This is a genomic window from Paraburkholderia ferrariae NBRC 106233 (assembly GCF_000685035.1).
Lineage (GTDB): Bacteria > Pseudomonadota > Gammaproteobacteria > Burkholderiales > Burkholderiaceae > Paraburkholderia > Paraburkholderia ferrariae.
Genome location: NZ_BAYB01000009.1, coordinates 43,247 through 61,335 on the forward strand (window position 1 = coordinate 43,247; position 18,089 = coordinate 61,335).

13 protein-coding genes are annotated in these 18,089 nt (G+C 67.7%); 2 read left to right on the forward strand and 11 right to left on the reverse strand.

Annotated features, from left to right (window positions below; all coding sequences use genetic code 11):
* Positions 1 to 16: 16 nt before the first annotated feature.
* Both BFE01S_RS10775 and BFE01S_RS10780 read left to right on the forward strand, forming a co-directional pair.
* Complete coding sequence (locus tag BFE01S_RS10775) at positions 17 to 958, forward strand: LysR family transcriptional regulator (protein WP_028225493.1); 942 nt, start codon at positions 17 to 19, stop codon at positions 956 to 958.
* A 38-nt stretch (positions 959 to 996) separates the two neighbouring features.
* Entirely contained in the window at positions 997 to 1,212 is a 216-nt protein-coding gene (locus tag BFE01S_RS10780) for an SDR family oxidoreductase (protein WP_028225494.1), read from the forward strand.
* 42 nt (positions 1,213 to 1,254) lie between these two features.
* Here BFE01S_RS10780 and BFE01S_RS10785 read toward each other — a convergent pair whose 3' ends face one another.
* The 11 genes from BFE01S_RS10785 to wecB form a co-directional block, all read right to left on the reverse strand.
* A complete protein-coding gene (locus tag BFE01S_RS10785; protein WP_245621081.1) occupies positions 1,255 to 2,208 on the reverse strand; it encodes an alpha-amylase family protein in 954 nt (317 codons plus the stop codon).
* The gene (locus tag BFE01S_RS10790) at positions 2,177 to 3,682 is read right to left on the reverse strand and encodes an AMP-binding protein (protein ID WP_028225496.1); all 1,506 of its coding nucleotides are present in this window, start codon (positions 3,680 to 3,682) and stop codon (positions 2,177 to 2,179) included. Before BFE01S_RS10790 ends, BFE01S_RS10785 begins: the two co-directional genes overlap by 32 nt.
* 1 nt (position 3,683) lies before the next feature.
* The gene (locus BFE01S_RS10795; RefSeq protein ID WP_028225497.1) at positions 3,684 to 3,926 is read right to left on the reverse strand and encodes an acyl carrier protein; all 243 of its coding nucleotides are present in this window, start codon (positions 3,924 to 3,926) and stop codon (positions 3,684 to 3,686) included.
* 32 nt (positions 3,927 to 3,958) lie between these two features.
* The gene (locus BFE01S_RS10800; RefSeq protein WP_028225498.1) at positions 3,959 to 5,563 is read right to left on the reverse strand and encodes an MBOAT family O-acyltransferase; all 1,605 of its coding nucleotides are present in this window, start codon (positions 5,561 to 5,563) and stop codon (positions 3,959 to 3,961) included.
* A 5-nt stretch (positions 5,564 to 5,568) separates the two neighbouring features.
* Entirely contained in the window at positions 5,569 to 6,816 is a 1,248-nt protein-coding gene (locus tag BFE01S_RS38245) for an alginate O-acetyltransferase AlgX-related protein (RefSeq protein WP_084169722.1), read from the reverse strand.
* Positions 6,813 to 7,874 (reverse strand): alginate O-acetyltransferase AlgX-related protein, encoded by a 1,062-nt coding sequence (locus BFE01S_RS10810; RefSeq protein WP_052420853.1) that lies wholly within the window; start codon positions 7,872 to 7,874, stop codon positions 6,813 to 6,815. Before BFE01S_RS10810 ends, BFE01S_RS38245 begins: the two co-directional genes overlap by 4 nt.
* A gap of 98 nt (positions 7,875 to 7,972) precedes the next feature.
* On the reverse strand, positions 7,973 to 8,698 hold the full coding sequence (locus BFE01S_RS41865; protein ID WP_084169724.1) for an alginate O-acetyltransferase AlgF: 726 nt from the start codon (positions 8,696 to 8,698) through the stop codon (positions 7,973 to 7,975).
* Positions 8,699 to 8,713: 15 nt separating this feature from the next.
* Positions 8,714 to 11,230, reverse strand: coding sequence for a bacteriophage N4 adsorption protein A (locus BFE01S_RS38255; RefSeq protein WP_052420855.1), 2,517 nt, complete (start codon positions 11,228 to 11,230; stop codon positions 8,714 to 8,716).
* Positions 11,231 to 11,388: 158 nt separating this feature from the next.
* Positions 11,389 to 13,560 carry a glycosyl transferase family protein gene (locus BFE01S_RS10825; protein ID WP_028225500.1) on the reverse strand — a complete coding sequence of 724 codons (2,172 nt, stop codon included), beginning with the start codon at positions 13,558 to 13,560 and terminating at the stop codon, positions 11,389 to 11,391.
* The gene (locus tag BFE01S_RS10830; protein WP_042337542.1) at positions 13,557 to 15,770 is read right to left on the reverse strand and encodes a cellulose biosynthesis cyclic di-GMP-binding regulatory protein BcsB; all 2,214 of its coding nucleotides are present in this window, start codon (positions 15,768 to 15,770) and stop codon (positions 13,557 to 13,559) included. Before BFE01S_RS10830 ends, BFE01S_RS10825 begins: the two co-directional genes overlap by 4 nt.
* 155 nt (positions 15,771 to 15,925) lie before the next feature.
* A complete protein-coding gene (gene wecB, locus BFE01S_RS10835) occupies positions 15,926 to 17,122 on the reverse strand; it encodes a non-hydrolyzing UDP-N-acetylglucosamine 2-epimerase (RefSeq protein WP_028225502.1) in 1,197 nt (398 codons plus the stop codon).
* Between the last annotated feature and the right edge of the window lie 967 nt (positions 17,123 to 18,089).

Sequence of the window (18,089 nt, forward strand, 5' to 3'; positions counted from 1 at the left end):
TGCTATCATCGGACTCATGGATACGCAGAAAGTCGAAGCGCTCTGGAGCCATCTGCACTGGCTCAACGTGCTCGCGGAGCAAGGCAGCTACACCGCCGCGGCCACGCGCCTCGGCGTGAGCAAGGCGGCCATGAGCCAGCGCATTGCCGAACTGGAACGGGTAGCCGGCGTCGCGCTGGTGCAGCGCACCACGCGCAGCGTGCGCTTTACCGAGGCGGGGCGGCAGCTCGTGGAAGAAACGCGCGCGCAATTCGAGCACATCGCGGCGAGCTTCGCGAGCGTGCGCGAGATGGCCGAGGTCGTGCGCGGCACGGTGCGGGTGACGGCGCCCGTGGCGTTCGCGCGCCAGCAGCTCGTCCCGCGGCTCGGGCAGTTCGCGCGCGCGAATCCGGAGGTGCGCGTGCAGCTCGATCTGTCCGACCGCCTCACTTCGATTGCGAGCGAAGGTTTTGATCTCGCCATCCGCCATAGCGTGCAGGTGCCCGAAACGCACGTGGCGTGGAAGCTGTGCGACACGCGCTCCGTGATCGCCGCCACGCCCGCCTACCTCAAACGGCGCGGCACGCCGCAGGCGCCTGCCGATCTCGCGGCCCACGACTGTCTGTTCTATCCGCGCATGCCGGGCTCGGCGGTCTGGTCGTTCGAAAAAGCAGCGCGCCGCGCGGACCCCGCCCGCGCGAACGTGAGCGTGAACGGCCCGGTCTCGGCCAACAACAGCGAGGCGCTGCGCGACGCCGCACTGGAGCATCTGGGCATTGCGCTCTTGCCCGACTTCAGCGCCCAGACCGCGCTACAGGCCGGCAAGCTGGTTCTGTTGCTCCCGGCCTGGCGCCCCGTAGGCGCGTTTGCCCCGGAACTGCACGTGCTGCGCCCCTATGGCGCCCATGTGCCGCGGGCCGTCACGCGCTTCACCGAATTCCTTCGGGAGTCCTTTGCAGGTGGCTTTCCCCTCGAATGAGGGCGAACGCAAAGCTATTCGCCTGCCCCTCCGCGTGAATGCGGTGTCGCTGGGGTACGTCGCTGGGGTACATCGATACGCCGCTGCTCGACACGTTTTTCGGCGACGGCAAGCATGACACGCTCGCCGCCCCTGTCCACCGGACGCATCGGCCAGCCCGGGATGTCGCGCAGGCCGTACGCCTGTTGCTCACGGGCGGCTTCATTGCTGCGGGCGAAGTGCTGCATCGCCACGGCGGCGCGCGCTGGGCCTAGTCAGCCGCGAGCCGGGTCGCAAGCCGAGTCGCAAACCGGCTTTCACCCCTGCCCCTCGGCATTGAGCAGGTCCTGCACAAGCTGGTTCGACACATAGTGCGGGCCGTCGAAAATCCAGGTCTTGTAGTTGCGGTAAGCCAGCAATTGCGGCAGCAACTCGGCCGCCGTGGCCGGGCGAAAGCCGCTGCCGCTCTGAGCCGGCCGGAAGGCTTCGGCGATGATCCGCACGCGGTTGCCGCCCAGCCGGGCCGCGAGCGCATCGGCATAACCGCGCGCCGCGTCCGGGGCGCGCGCCGAGGCGCCGCAGCCGTCCTGGAAGAACACGCCCACGTCGCGCGGCAGGCAGCCATCGAGGAACGCGGCGAGCGCCGGGCCGCCTACGTTCGAGTTGTCATACGCGCTCACCCAGAGCGGTCGCGGCAGTTCGTCGAGCAGCGGTGCAAGCGCCGAGACACCCTGCCACGTGGGATCGATTTCGACGGGAAAGTAGTAGCCGGCGACATGCACCGGCGGCTGCGCCGCGACCAGTTGAAGCGACCACTCCGCCAGTTGCGCCAGATTCGTGCGCGCCGCGGTCTCGTCGAAATAGCCGGCCAGCCCGACGATCACGTTGCGCGCCCACGGCGCCTGCGCAATGCCGGTCCAGTCCGGCAGCGGGCTGGACGGTTGCAGGCCGCTCGCGGTGTCGGCGACCGGCAGGAACGACGTACCGTCCACGGCGGTCCATTGCACCAGCAAGTCCGTCACGCCAAGGCGGTCCCAGTCGCCCTGCGGGTTCAGATGGTCCGCATCGGGTTGCCAGACGATGCCTTGCGCGAGGCTTTGCGGACTGTCCGAGCCGGGTGCCGAGCACGCGCCGGCAAGGAGCGCGCCCACGCCCGCCGCCAACAGGGCGCGGCGGCGCGGCGATTGCAGCGTGCGCGCAGCCGGGATCGGCCGCTTCGCATTGCGAGGATCGACTGGCTCAGGCATCGGTCCGACGTTCTGTACGGGCATGAAATTCACGGTAGTCGTTGGCAAGCTGCGCGCGGTCGATCTTCGAGTTGACGGTGAGCGGCAAGGAGCGGCAGGTCAGCAGTTCGGATGGAATCATGTAGGGCGGCAGGTGTTGGCCCAATTGCGATTTCCAGTTGGGCGAAGCATCGGGTAGGTGTTCGTTATCGTCCTGGTCACGGGCGCTGTCCCCGGTCGCGACATACGCCACGATCCGCACCACCGAACCGTCCGCACGACGCAGCGGCACCGCCGCCCCGCCCTCCACGCCGGGCAGCGTCCGCAGGGCTGCGTCGATCTCCGCCAGTTCGATCCGGTAACCGCCCAGCTTGATCTGTTCGTCGATCCGGCCGTGGCAAAAGAGAAGCCCGTCGCCTTCCACCGAACCGAGATCGCCCGTCCGGAAAGCGCGCTGCCCGCTATGCGTGAACATGCGCGAAGCGTTCAGGTCGTCGCGATTCAGGTAGCCGCGCATCACGTGCGCGCCCGCAATGCACAGCTCGCCGTTCTCCACGAAGACTTCCGCATCGCGCTTCGCGTAGCCGATGGGCAGACGCGCGTGCTGCGCGAGCACCGCGTCGTCCACCACGATCCAGGTGGTGGCCACCGTCGCTTCGGTCGGTCCATAGGTGTTGATGATGCGCGCGTTCGGGAAGCGTCGCCGCAGTTGCCGCGCAAGCGGCACCGGCAGCACTTCACCGCAGAACAGAAACGTCCTGAGCGACGGCAACCCCGCCGCGGAGAACTGCGCGCTCAGCAATTGCTGCTGGGCGAAAGACGGCGTGGATACCCACGTGGTCAGGCCGTTGCGCGCGAGGATGGCGCGAAAGAGGTTGCCCTGGGCGGTCAGCGAGCGCGAGGCAAGCACGATGGTGCCGCCCATGGCCAGCGTGCCGAATACTTCGTACATCGAAAGATCGAAGCTGAACGGCGCCTGGCTCAGGAACACCGGCGCCTCGCCGAGTGCGAAATCTTCCATCCAGGCGGCCAGCGCCGCCACGCTCTCGCGGCCGATCTGCACGCCCTTGGGTTCGCCCGTCGTGCCGGACGTGAAAAGTACGTAGGCAAGACCGGACTCGCGCAACGGCGGCGGTGCCGATGCCGGGTCAGCCACGGCAAGCCCCTCGCTTTCGAGTGCGGCGAAGCAGCCCGCGCTCGCGTCGAAGCAGGTCGTCGCGCCAAGCACCGCGGCAATGCGCTGCATGCGCTCCTCGGGATAGATCGTATCGACGGGCACGAACGGCGCGCGCAGCAGCAGCGCCCCCGCCATCGCCACGAAAAACGCCGCTTCCTTGTGGCCACGCACGATCACGGGCACGTCCGCCCCGAAGCCGTACTCCTGCGCCTCGGCGGCCCACGCCTGCGCTTCGGCGGCCAGTTCGCGCCAACGCAAGCTGCGATCGGCGCCGATGACGGCCCATGCGTCGGCGCGCACGTCGTCATCGACAAAGCGGTTTTCAGTCAGGTCGAAGCGCATCTCATTGCCCGCGCCGGGCGGCCACGTACGCGCTCAGCGCATCGACGGAGGCCAGATGCTCGGCGATCTCGGTGGGCGGTATCTGCACGCCGAACTGCGCTTCCACGCCCATCACGATCTCGACGGCCAGCACCGAATCGACCAGGCCGCTTTCCAGCAGCGCTTCGTCGTGGCTCACGGGGCGCACCACGACGGATTCCACGAGACTCGCCACTTCGGCACTCAGTTTTTCGTTTTGATTCATGGTGATCGTCCTCACAAAGAGCGTTCCGGGTGTCAGAACTGGAAATAGAGAAAGCGCACTTCGCCGTGCAACTGCGCGACGCAGAAGGCCAGCACCCCCACCATCGCAGCGGTCCAGCCGAGCGACGGGCGCCAGCGCGTCAGCTTCGGGCCACCTTCGGCCGGCCGCTCCAGCGCCGGCGAAAAGCGGCCCATTAACTGATGTGAATTGGGCAGGCACCACGCGATCGCGAGGAGCACGGCAATACGCAGCGCCAGCATCGAGCGGCCCGTCACCAGATGGAGCCAGCTTCCGGCGTCCAGATTCGCGGCATGCCAGGCCGGCCAGCCGAGCGGCTCGATGCCGCGCAGGCCCGCCATGCCTTCGAGAAGCGCCAGCGCATCGCCCACGCCGTGCGCACGAAAGAACGCGAAGGCGACGAGTGCTGCCACAAAAGTCAGGAGTACGTTGCAGATATGGCGGATGCGTGCGCGCCAGCCGGTGGCGGCAGCAGCAGCCGCGGCCCCGGGCCGCAGCCGCCAGGCATGATTCACAGTCAGATAGCCGGCATGCAGCAGGCCGTAGATCAGATACTGCAAACCCGCGCCGTGCCAGATGCCGGCCAGCGCCATCGTATAGAGCGTGGGCGTGGCCACGGTGGCGACGAAGCCGCCTGTCGAGCGCTGCGCAAGACGCCCGATGGGCAGGCCACGCCGGGCCCGCTGCCGGTTGATGCGCATCGCCAGCGGGTAATACAGGTACGCGGTCAGATAGCGCGTGAGCGTCATGTGCCAGCGCTGCCAGAAGTCGATGATGCTGGCGGCCTTGAACGGCGAGTTGAAGTTCAGCGGGAAGCGCACGCCGAACATCTTCGCGAGGCCCATGGCCATGTCCGAGTAGCCGGAAAAGTCGAAATACAGTTGCAGCGCGTATGCGAGACAGGTGCCCCACGCGGCCAGCCACTGCAAATCGTGCGGCGCGGCAAAGCCCGCATCGGCATACGGCGCAATCGTATCGGCAAGCAGCACCTTTTTCGCGAGCCCGATCGTGAACACAAAGGCGCCAATCGAGAGATTCTCGGCGCGCAGCCGGTAGGTGCCCGGCTGCGCGAACTGCGTCATCATCTCCTTGTGATGCAGGATCGGACCCGCGATCAGATGCGGAAAGAAGGTGACGAACTGCACGTAGCCCAGCACGTCGCGCTCCTTCACGATGCCTGCGTTGCAGTCGAGCAGATAGCCGATCTGCGTGAAGGTGAAGAACGACACGCCCAGCGGCAGGATCACTTCGTGCATGCCCTGCGCGAGCCAGCCGGCCGGCGCCACACCGCTTGCGTGCACGAGCGCGGTGAGCAGCGTTGCCAGATATTTGTAGCGCACGAGCACGGCGAGATCGGCCGCAATCGCAAGCCCGAGCAGCCAGCGGCGGCACCGCGACTGCGCCGGCGCGGCGACGATGGCGCAACTCATCGCGTAGTTGAAGGCAATCGAGATCGTCAGTAATGCTACGAAAGCGGGATTCCACCAGCCGTAGAACACGACCGACGCGCCACACAGCCATGCCGCCGCCGCGCGCGGCAGACGCGCGCCGAGCAGGTAGTAACCCGCCAGCGCGAGCGGCAGAAACAGTGTGAGGAAAATGAACGAGTTGAATAGCATCGACGTCAGTCCTGGCGGGCGGCGGGCATTTCGTGCGCAGCACCGGCAACGGGAAGATTCGCGCCTGCCTGTGGCGCAACCCTGGGCTGCCCGGCGGCAACGGGCAAAGAAAGCGCGTCCTCCGACATTTCCCAGATCACCACGCGCACGCTCGCGGGCCACGAGGCACGCTTCGTCCACATGGCCTGCAGGGCGCGGTCGAACTGGCCGTCGTCGAGGCTCACGTTCCAGACCTCGCGCCCGAGGCGCTCGCCCAGACGGTCGGCAAACGCGCTGCGGCGCGAGAACGAGCTGCCGGCCAGCATGACTTCTGCGCTCGGGCCCGCGTCGAGGAGGCCGCCCGCGCGCACGGGCGTCAGCGTTTCCCCGGCCTCGACGTCGGGCGCGGGGCGCCAGCCATCCGGCACATCGGCGAGACCTGCGAGCTGAAGCAGATCGCCCACGCGCGGCGCAACCGGCGCCTGCGCATGCACGAAGCGCGTATCGCCGCGCGTGCCGAGAAACGGCAGCACGGCGTTCGCCACGACCTGAGCCGCCGCTTCGGCGCCGCGCGCGTTCCAATGCACGTCGGTGCGATAGAACGATGGCCGCGCCTGCTGCAAAGCAGGCAGCAGATCGACATGGGCAACGCCCGCTTCCTGGAGCGCATGCTGCCAGCGCGCGAGGCGTCGCGTCATGACGGGGGCCTGTTCGAGGCCGCATAGCGCATCGTTCTCCACGCGCGCCTTGTCCGGCACCGTGGCCACCACGAGTGCGATACCCGAGGCACGCAGCGCGCTCGCGTAGGTGTTGAGCGTCGCGATGCGCGCATCGATCAAGGCATCGGTCGCGCTCTTGCCGCCATCGTCGCCAACGGGCTTCAGGCCATCCCGGTAGAACAGCCAGCCGGGGCATCCTTCGCTGACCTGCGGACCCAGATCGCCGAACAGGCGGTAACGCACGGCGGCCTCCCAGCCATGCAGACCGCGCGCGTAAGGCACGTCGATCGCACGGTCGATCTGGCGGCCCAGCGTGCCGTCACGCCAGCCTTGCAGATCGAACGTCGCGCCATCGTTGCGCGCGGCCACGAGAGCGACCAGCGCGCCCGCGAAACCGAGCGCGAGCAGCCCCGCCACGAGCCAGGCCGCCGGCGCGTGGTTCGCGGGCGGACCCGCTGGCGCCCCGGCCGCTGCCCGCTTCGCGCCATGGGCGGCCTCCGGCTTTGGCGGGGCGACCTGCGATCCGGCAGCCTCGCCGGTCTCCTGCGCGCTCATGCGCCCGCCGATCCCACAGCCTTTTCCACGCGCGCGAGCCAGGCGTCTTCGGCCATGACCGAAGACGCATCCCACTGCCCGGCCGCCGCGGGTCCGTTCATCATCTGGCCTTCGTTGAACTGCCAGACAATGGCGTAAGGCGGATTGGACTTGAAGGCCGGCCCTTCGAGGTAGTTGAGCAGCGTCTTCCACGGCCCCGTGTCGCCGAAGGTCCAGGTGAGACCCACGGGCCGGTCGAGCGCATTCGAGAGCTTCTGCGTGAAGCCCAGATACGGCTGCACCATGCTGTTGCCCACCACCTGCACCACGTCCGGTGCGTTGTCGAGCAGCGCGCTCTGTTGCGCCACCATCCGCACGATGAAGTGGTCCTTGCCGATCTCCTTCTTCTGCTGCGGAGCAAGCAGTTCGGCCAGATCGCCATAGTGGACCTCTTCCGTCCACGCACCCAGCTTCGCGCCCGTGCCTGCCGTGCCGGGCAGCGGCCCCGCCTCGGCAATCCGCGTGGCCGCGCGCGCGGCCACGGCTTCGGCGCCATGGCCGCTCCAGTGGTAATCGGCGCGCACGAAGCTGTCCACGTCCGGCGCGAGCGTGGCGAAAGCCGCCTCCGAATCGACGATGGGCAGACCAATCGCGTTGCCGTGCGCGTGCATGGCCGCGAAGCGCTTTTGCATGGGCGCCGGGAGCGTCACGCCGGCAGGCAGGTTCGCGGCGCACGCCCGCGCCTTGAGCGGCGCAATGGCGACCACGCAAAGGATCTTGCGCGCGGCAAGCTTCTGCGCGGCGCTGTGGATGAGATCGACGTTCTTCAGGCACGCGTCGGTGGCGTCGTCCGTGAGGCTTTCCCAGCCGGGGTAAAGCCAGCCGTCGCGCCCCTCGATGACGGTCCCGCCCGTCGCGGCGCGCGCGCTGCGCGGCAGCGCAAGCAACGTGCCGAACCCCGCGGCAAGCGGAATCGCACCGAGCGCGGCCAGCATGCGCCGGCGCCGCAGATCGATCGCGTGGATCGGCGCGTGGCTTTTGCCCGAGGGAGTGCCGGGCGTGCGGTTGAAATCGGTCATGGACTGATACCTTTTTTCTTTATCGTGGTTGTCGTTCGAACTGGCCCGCGGGGCGCATGGTCTCGTCGCGCCTGCGTCTTGCTGCACGCCGATGCCTTCTACGGATTCGCCTGGCGCGCGCCGGGCGGCCAGGCCAGCGCGTCGCGCGCGCCGGCGAGCATGGGGTTCGCCGCATCCCCGAGCACGAACAGGCTGTAGCCCTCTCCCGCGGCAAGCTGCGGGAGCGCCACGGCGGCCGAGGTCGCGCTGCCGCACTGGCCGACCAGGCTGGCCGTCACCGGGTTGATTGCGCGGGCTGCCGTGTTGCCTTCGGCGAGATTGCCGAACACGGTGGTCCCCGCCCCCGCAATGCCGATGTTCGCGCCGCAGTTCGCGGCGAAGTTATAGGCGTGCAGCGTGGCCTTCAGGCCGTCGATGCGGTCCCCGCGCGCCGCGATGGCGCTGGCATGCCAGCCGTGGGCGTCATGCAGCACGGCCACGGTGACGTAATCGCCCGCTACGGCCTTCGCGCTGCCGCTATCGCTGCGCGGCAGAGAATGGCCGTCGAGGTTCACCGAGAGCGGTTCGCCAGGACGCAGCACCGCATAGCGCGTGACCGCGCGCGGCGCGAGCGTTTGCACAGGGCCACCGCCGGTGTAGACCACCTTGACCGGCTGCGTGGAAGCGTTGAGCACGCGCAGGTAAGCCGCGTCGGCGGGCGGTTGCGGACCGTAGAGGCTCGCGACGTCCGCGGCCGCCTGCGCCATGGCGGCCGGCCCAACACCCGCGAGCGCCACGCCTGCCATCACCGAGGCCAAGGTTGTGCGCAAAGATCGGTTCTTCATTTCGTTGCTCCAGAATCAATACGAAAACACCGTGCCGAAGAAAACGCCGCGCGCGCGCGAGTCCCCCGCGAGACGCCAGCGGTACTGCACGGAGACATCGACATACGAGCGCGGCGCGTCGTACTTGCTGTCGCGGAACCAGTAGCGGGTGGAGATGCCCACGCCCGCTCCGGTCGGGATGCTGTGGTCGATGCTCGAGTCGTAATCGGCGCCGGCCACCAGATACGGAAACACCGTCCAGCGCGGGCTGATGCGATCCATGCGGTAGGTCCGGCCCGCTTCGATCCAGGTCGTGCCGTAGGTCTCGCCGCTATTGAGGTAGCGTCCGGTTTCGGCGTAGATCTGCGTGGTCCACCACGACGGCACGTCGATGCGCCGCCCGGTGCCGAAGCCGCCCGAGTACGCGAGACGCGCGAGCCAGTCGGGATTGGCCGAGGCGCCGATGGGAATGATGCGTTCGAAGGCGAAGATCGCATCGATCTGCGAGAACGGCTTGACGCGCGCGCCCAGCGAAAGCTGGAGCGTGCTGGCCCCGGTCGGGCCACCGCCCTGCACGCCGAAGTTTTCGTAGCCGCGCGCATAGACTTCGAACATGCGGTCGCCGAGGCTGCCGAAAGGCCGCCAGTACGCTTCCACGCCGGCCTGCCAGTTGTTCGAGATGCCGGGCGTGGGCACCGTGGCGAAGCCCGGTTGCAGGCCCGCGCCGCGATAGTTGAGCGAGGCGTCGAAGCCCCAGTTGCGCGTGACGTCGGCGTGGGCGTTGCGCATGTCGTAGACCTGCTGCGCCGTGGGCACCGGGTCGTCGCCCGCGGGGCCGGTGGCGGCGTCGATGGCGCGCTCGAAATACGCGGCCGCCTCGGCATTGCGATGCGCCTGCTCGGCGGCGAAGGCGGCGTCGGCCGTTGCGTTAGGCGAGAGCTTGCGGGACTGATCGGCTGCCTTGAAGTAGTCGGACGCCAGCCGGCTCTCTCCGGCGTGCTGGGCCACGTAGGCAGCCGTCAACGGCGGCATGGCCGGAAGCAGGCCGTCGTCGATCGCCTTGCGCGCCTCGCGCGTGGCGCCGCGCTCGTCGCCGGCATTGGTGAGCGCGTCGATCAGTTCGACGCGGTGCTGCGCCATCTGCGGCGCCGCTTCGACGGCCTTGCGGGCAGCCGCGACGGCTGCGGCATTGTCGGCCTTGGCGGCTTTCTTCGCTTCGTCGGCCTTCGCGGCGTTTTGGGCGTTCTGGTTGTTTGCGGCCGCAACGGTCTTGCTGCCCTTGCCGGTCTTTTCGGCGGCGAGTGCCTTGACGGTCTTGTCGTCGTCATCGGACTTTTCGGCCGCGCTCGCGTACTCACGCGCGGCGGCGAAGCCGGCGTCCGCCGCATAGACGTAGCAGGTCGCGCCGAACTGATCGCTGGTGCAGTCGAAGATCGGGCGGTTCGCGGGGTCGAGCGCCGTGGGGGCGGCAGCGCGCTTACCCTGCGCGGCCTGCGCAAGCTGCTGGTGCGCCGTGTAGCGGCGCTGCGCGATGGGCGGATCGGTGTCGTCGCCGCGCATGCGCAGCGGCGCGAGCATGTCGAGCGCGCGTTGCGCCTCGCCGTCTGCGATCCAGACATCGGCGATGATCACGCGCGCCACGCGCTGATTGCGCTCGGTCGCGTCTTTCGCCTTGAGCGCGCGTGCGAAGTCCGCGTCTGCTGCGTCCCGCTTCCCTTGCGCCGCGAGCACGTAGCCGCGCAGGACGAGCGGCATGATTTCGGTGTCGTCGTTCGCAATCGCCGCGCCCGCCGCCGCTTCCACCGCGCCCAGATCGCCGGTGGCGAAGAGCGTGGAGATCAACTGGATGCGATAGTCCACCTGATCCGGCGCGTACTGCACGGTCTGCTGCGCGAGCGCCACAGCCGTATCCAGATCGCCGCGCCGGAAGGCGGCAAACGACGCGGCAGACGACTTCGGCGCCAGCCGGTTGCCGATGAAGGTGCGGCGCAGGCGCAGGTCGTCGTTGTCGCCGAAACGCTTCACCGCGTCGAGATCGGCCTGCCAGGCGTCCTCGTCCAGCCCGGCCGCGCTCGCCGCGTCGATGTAGAGGAGCCGCAGGCGCAGCAGGTCCGGACGCAGCGCGATGGTCTGGCGCGCGTAGTCCGCGCTCGCCTTGAAGTCCTTGCTCGCGTAGGCCGCGTACGCCTCTTTGCCGAGCGTGAGCGCGTCCCCCGTCAACGTATCCGGGTCGGCCGGGCGGGCGCGTTCCGCCTGCACCTTGCGAAGCGCCGCGCGCAGCGTGTCGATCTGGCGGCGGCGCGTCACGAGCGAGGGCTCGGGGCCGAGCTGCGCAATGGCCTCCGAAAGCGCCTGGCTTGCGGGACCGAGGCGCCGCTCGGCCGCGAGCGAATTGGCGAGCAGAAGGCGCAGCGAGACCACGTCGGGGCGCTGCCGGATCGCTTCGCGCGCCTGTGCAGCGGCGGCTTCGTAATCGCCGCGGCCATAGTCCGCGTAGGCTTGCTGCGCAACGCGGTAGGCCGCGCCGCTGAGAGGGAGGTCGATGCGGGTCATGGTGGGGGAGCCTGGCGTGCCAGGGGTGACGGCGGGTAACGCCTGGGCGCGGGCAGCGCCGGGGGCGCCGAGCGCGAACACAAGAAGCGTTGCCGCGCACGAGGCTTTTAGCGAGGTTCGAAGCGAGCGGCCCGCGGCGCGCGTGGAGGAGAAATAGGTCATCGTGAGGCTGGCAACTCGCCGCGCAGGCGCTGCTGTTGCTCAATAACGGTCTCTAACGCCGCGCGCGAGATCACCTCGCGCGCCACCATGAAGTCGCCGATGCGGCCGTCCCGGTCGGGACGGTATTGCTGCAGGGCCGCTTCGAAAGCCTCGCGGCGCACGAAGCCCTGCTCGATCAGCAGATCGCCGATGAGCGGCACGCTGCGCGCGTGCTCCGCGCCGGCCCCATGCCCCGCCTCCCCGTTCCCGGCCAGCGCGACTTCCACGCCGCGCAGCACGCGCAAGCCCGTGACGATCTCGCCTTCGCGCACGATCTCCTGCACCACCGGCCCCGCGATGAGCGCGCTCAACTCCGCGAGTGCCGGTGCGGCAAGCAGGCTCGCGGTGAGCAGCACGGTGCGCCCGTGTTCGGGATCGGCCTGCGGCAGCACGCGGTGGCGCACGATGGCGTCGAGCGGCAGCAGCGCCGCATCCGCGCGCAGCCTCTGCGCGTGCAGGCTGCCGCGTGGCAGATCGGCCTGGAAGGCGAGCGCTTCGGCCAGCGTCTCCTCGTCGAGCCAGCCCTTGGCCATCAGCACGTGGCCCAGCGGAATTTCGCCATCCTGACTTTCTCCGAGTGCCGCTTCGAGCTTGCCCGCGTCGATGGCCTGCCAGGACAGCAGCAACTCGCCCAGACGCTGGCGCCGGTCCTTGAGCCCGTCCGCCGAGGGGAAGTCGTGCATGGTCTTGTCCCAGGCAAGGCGCTTGCCCGTGACCACGTGCATGAGAAACATCTTCCAGGCGCGCGCCACGGCCATGAAATTGATGAAGTTCCCCACGACCATGCGCGGCACCGAAAGCACGCCATGCTCCCACCCGTACAGACGGGTGACGAAGTACACGCGCTGCACGATCCGCAGCAGGAACGCGCAGCCGTTGGCCCACAACACGGCACGCAGCCAGAACGAATCGGCGAACGGCGAGGCGATCAGCGTCGGCATCGCGCCCAGCAAACCCGCGAGCGCAAACAGCAGGAACTGGATCACGAGTACGTAGGCGAGAATGCCCACGAAGGCCGTGACGATGCCCTTGCGGTCGCGGAGCAACAGATAGCGGTTGGCGAGCGACCCGGTCCAGCCGGTCTGCCTCCAGCCCTGCAGGCCGATGCCGAGCGTCCAGCGCGCGCGCTGGCGGTAAGCGGTGCGAAAGGTGTCCGGGAAAAACTCGCGCACGCACAGCGGCATGGTGACGGTCAGCTCGCGCTCCTTGCCGAAACCGAACCAGGCCTTGCGGCGCGTGGAGAACTGCACGGGAAAACGGGCGAAGATCGAGCGCATGCCCATCTTGCCGAGCCGCGCGCCCACGTCGTAGTCCTCGGTCAGGCTCTCGGTGTTGAACGGCTGATTGTCGGTTTCGGCGCTGAGCGCCAGCAGCGCGCGGCGCGAGAAACACGTGCCCACGCCCGCCGAGGGCACCGCGTTCACGAGGCTCTCGCGCACCACGAGGTCTTTCGCGTGCCATTCCGCGAACTCGTCCATATAGGTGCCGGCCACGAGTTCGAACCAGTTGCGCTCGAGCGACGCCACCGGCAACTGGATCATGTCCTTGCGCGGCAGCAAATAGTTGAAGAAACGCAGTTCGACCGGATGCAGCACGTCTTCGCTGTCGTGCAGCACCACGCCGGCGAACTCGATTCCTGCCGTGTGCTCGTGCTTGAAGATTGCGGCAATCACCCAGTTCAGGCAGTCGGCCTTGCAGGTGGGGCCATCGTGGGGCACCTCCACGCGGCGCAACTGCTTGTAGCGGCGGCGCATGCGCTCCACTTCGGCAATCGTCTGCGGATCGTTCGGATAGGTGCCCACGAAGATCACGTAGTTGCGGTAGTCCAGCACGCGCACCATGTCCTCGATCATCGCCGCGACGACGTCGTACTCGTGCCAGGCGGGCACCATGATCGCGATGGGCTGCTCGTCGCGCTCGTAGAGCTGGGCGCGCGTGAGCGGCCGGTAGCGGCGCTGCACCGTGAAGCGCCGGTAGAGCGTGCGGCTCCAGTACCAGATGTCGATGAACAGGTCGTCGAGGCTCGATAGCAGGATGACGATTGCGATCGGCGCCGCCGCATATTCGAGCCACTGGTAGTAGTGGGCTACGGCGTAGCCCACGTACCACTTGATCGAAGCGGAGATCACGGCTGGTCCCGGTTCCGGCGGCGCACCGCGTTGGCGACCAGCACGAGCACGACCAGGAAGCAGACGATACCCGCCGGTATGCCCCACCACACCCAGCTGCGCGTGCTCCACGGACTGTCGCTTTCTTCGGTATTGTCGGCATCGACCACCTGCCCCGGATGACGCGTGTCGAACTGGCGCAGCACGCCGCTGCCGTCGACGATCGCCACGTCGCCGCGCGTGAGTTGCAGCGTAGCGGGCAGGATCGCCGGCGTATCGCCGACCGTGGTATAGGCAATGCCCGGCACGCTGCCCGACTTGACCGCTTCGATCACGCTGGTGCGGTTCAGCCCCGAGATGTCGGCGAGCATCGTGCCCGACGAATCGGTGAGCGAGAGCCGGTCCTTCGAAAGATGCACGACGCTCTTCTCGTCCGCGAGCGGCACGTCCACGGCAAGGAACGCGCCCTTCGGGCTTGCCGACGTGCCGGCCGGCACGACGCTCAGGTCGGCGCGCAGCGGCGCGATGCCGCTCGCGTTGGCGAGGCGCGCCACGCGCGGCAGGGTCGCGACGGCGTTCTGCAGGTAGGCGGCCGGCACAATCAGGTTCGCGTTTGTGGCGAAGCGCGCCACCATGCCCGTGAAGTCGTCGTCGACTTTAGCGTCGGTCAGCGTGAGATGGCTGCCCGGCAGCACCGCAATGGGATGCCCGAGGCCGCGCGACTGGCAGCCGCCTTCGGGCTGACGCTCGAACACCACGCGCAGCAGGTTGACGGGCGCCAGCGCATAGCGCGGCACGCGCGCCGTGATGCGCTGCGGCTTGCCATTTGCATTGAGCAGTTGCGAGCCGATCAGCACGTCGTTGAAGTAGATCGAGGCGCTTTGCGCCGCGTTGTTCGCGGCCGGTGCGGCGGCCACGTCCAGCACCACGGCGCCCGGCAGCTTGCCGTCGCCGGACGCGGCGCCGAGATCGAAGCTGGCGTCCCACGTCGCACGGCCCTGCACGTCGAGCGTGCGCGGCTCGCCGCCCAGCAGTGACAGCGCGATCTCATCGCCTTTGGTATTCGGCGCGTTGTCGATCTCGTGTACCACGAGGCGGTTCGTCACGCCAATCGGGCGCCACGCGCGCGCGAGCACCGACACGCCGGAGGTGTCGCCCACCACGATCACGGCCTGGCCGCCGGGATGCGCGAGGCGCACCTCGCCGGGCTCGAGCGGCGCGGCGAGAGGACCGGTCACGCTGTTGCGCCAGGCGTCGAAGACCTCGCCCGCGTTCGGCGCGACGCTCGCCACCTGGGCGCGCAGCGCATCGAGCGAAGTCTTGAGCGCGGCGCGCAGCGTGTCGTCGGCGACGATCACATCGGGCGCGAATGCCGTGCGCGGCGCGAGCGCAATCAGCGCCCCCACTTCGGCCGGATTCGCGAGTGTGTGCGAGCCGCCCGCGGCAAGCGCCGCAAAAGCGGGAATGGCGCGCAGCGGCGCGGGCACGTCCACCTGGCCCAGATCCACCGTCTCGCCCACCGCCGGCAACGCGTGCGTGACCGGCACGCGGCCGTCGCGCTGCAGCAGCGCCTCGGTGCGCCACGCCGCATCGAATGCGGGCGTGCCCAGCGTGCGCGAGCCGAGCATCACCACGGGATGATCGGGCAACGCACTCCAGGCGCCGCGCAGATCGACGATGGCATTCGGGTCGAAACGATACGTGAGGCGCGAGGTGGGCGCGATACGCCAGACATTGCCGATCGCCGTCTGGTCGGCGCAAAGGTTGTCGCTCAGCACCGAGGACCAGTCGAGACCCACGCGCACGAAGCCCGTCTTGCGCGGTGCACCGTCCACGCCGACCGCCGCCGAGGCGTCGCCGCGATCCTGGGTGGGCGTGTTCGCAAGCACCGGCGAGCCGTCGATCGACACCAGCAGGGTCACGCGGCCGCCGTTGGCGCGCAGATAGGTGCCGTCGATCTGCAATGCGGCGTCGGTGAGCGGCACGCCGGCGGGCACCGGCAGATACAGTTCCTGGCGAGCGTCCGGCGCATGCAGCACGATAGGTTCGCGAATGCCGAGCTCGGCGAGCGATACCGTACGTGTGGCGAGGCGATTGCTGCCGAGCTGGGCGAAACCGCCGGCGAGATCGACGGGCTGCTGTGCGTGAGCACTCGCGCAAATCAGGAACAGCGCGGGCAGCACCGGCAGACGGGCGCGCACAATCGCGCGCCAGGGCGTGAGGGGATTCATGATGTGTTTATTCTCCAGGTGCGCACCTGGCACGGCCAGGCCGGCGCGCATCGTTTGTCGGGTGAAGCCGGGCTGGCGTGTCGCCGGGCTCTGTCTCTCGTTCCTTGCGGTTCTATGGGTATCGGCGTGCGATACCTGCTGCGCTGCCGACCGTACTAATAAACGGCAGCGGCAAGCGATGCGCGGGCGGCAGCAGGCGCCACACCGGTCTCGCCTGCGTGGAAGGGTTCGAATGCGCGTCCGGTAAGCGCCGCGACGATGCGCTGCGACGCGTAGCCGTCACCGTAGGGATTGATGCGGCGGGCGAACTCGGCGCGGGCCCCCGCGTCGCCCAGCAAGCCCGTCACCGCGCTCACGATCGATGCGCGTTCCGTGCCGACGAGGCGCACCGTGCCGGCCACTACCGCTTCCGGGCGTTCGGTCACGTCGCGCATCACGAGCACGGGCTTGCCGAGCGCGGGCGCCTCCTCCTGCACGCCGCCCGAATCGGTGAGAATGATCGACGCCCGCTGCATCAGCCGCACGAAACCGAGGTAGTCCATCGGCTCGACGAGGTGGACGTTGCGCGCCCCGCTCAGGGTTTCCTGCACCGGGCCGCGCACATTCGGGTTCAGATGCACCGGGTAGACGATCTGCACGGCGTTGGTACTCGCAAGATCGGCGAGCGCGCCACAGATGTTCGCGAAGCCCGCGCCGAAGCTCTCGCGCCGATGCCCCGTGACGAGCAGCAGCGGCAGCGCGTTGTCGAGAAACGGCAGGCGCGCGTCGAGTTCGGCGCGCAGGGCCGGCGTGTTGTCGATGCGTGCCGTGGTGAGGTTCAGCGCGTCGATCACCGTGTTGCCGGTCACGACAATGCGGCCTTGCAGCGACTCGCGTTCGAGGTTTGCCTTCGAGCTCGCGGTGGGCGCGAACAGAAGGTCGCTCACCACATCCACGGCGCGGCGGTTCATCTCTTCGGGCCACGGCTGTTGCAGGTTGCCGGTGCGCAGCCCCGCCTCCACGTGCCCCACCGGAATGCCGCGGTGAAACGACGCGATGGCCGCGGCGAACGCCGTGGTCGTGTCGCCGTGCACCAGCACACGGTCGGGCCGCACGGTGGCGAGCACGTCGTCGAGCGCCGCGATGAGCTTCGCGGCCAGGCCGTTGAGCGTCTGGTTGCCCGTCATCAGGGCGAGGTTGACGTCCGGTGCGATCTCGAACAGGTCGAGCACCTGCTTGAGCATCTCCTGATGCTGCCCCGTTACGCACACTACGGACTCGACGTGGGCACTGGCCTGCAGCTGCATGACTAGCGGCGCCATTTTGATGGCTTCTGGCCGCGTGCCGAAAATCGACAAAATCTTCGTTCGCATGGTCTCTCTAGCTCTTTTCAATTGGGGCGGCCAGGCTGACGCCTCTCCGTCCACGTGCGGAACCGCCCACCCGGCTCTGCGGCCCGGAAAGCGCTTCCCCGTTGCGAGCGCCTGTCTGGTGAAGTTCCGATTTACCCGCAAGACTTACATACCGCTCACGGAGAATATTTTCTTCTAGCGGAAAAAATGTTTACTCCAGGGATTCGCCACCTGCAATCTGTCAATTCTTGACAATTTTCACCCCCGAGTAATCCCGGATCGGCTCGGAAAATAGCGAAAGCGAACGATCATTCGCTATTTTTTGAAATCGTCGATTTATGTGTGCATTCGAATCGCCCCTGGCAACCGGATATCGTCGCCCTGACGAATGCAGGCGGTAGTATAACAACCTGATTCATCAGCGAGAACTCGGCAATACAAACCCGAATCGGAAATGAGACAAAGCGTCACACGTCATTTCAGGGAATCATTCCATTGACGTACCCAGGGTAAATCCTGAAACCGCGTTGCGCCCCACCGTTACGAGCGACACATCAATCCACCTCGTCCGACACCCGCAAAGCACCGCCGGCATTCGGCCTCAAGGTCTTTTTGTATGTGACGGCGTATGCAGGCGAGCCCCGTGATAGTGCTTGAAGTACTTTGCGCCGTTAATTGACTGCCGCCCCCTGAACCTGAACACTGAATACCCTATCGGCACTCACTATTCCCGGATGCAAACGTTTTACGCGCGGAAATAATCCGGTAACTTCGGACAACTCCAAAAATTTACAATATTGAAATATCTACCCGGTAAGGATGGAAACTGGCTACCCGCCATTCTTCTCGACTCGCTTTATTCCCTGCCGTCCACTTCGAGATCGTTTGATGCTGCAATGCAGTTTGATGCATAATCGTGTAGCGCGATTTTGACGTACCCAGCGGAAACGACTGGCATTGCCGCCATCAACCGTGATTTTCTCTTTGC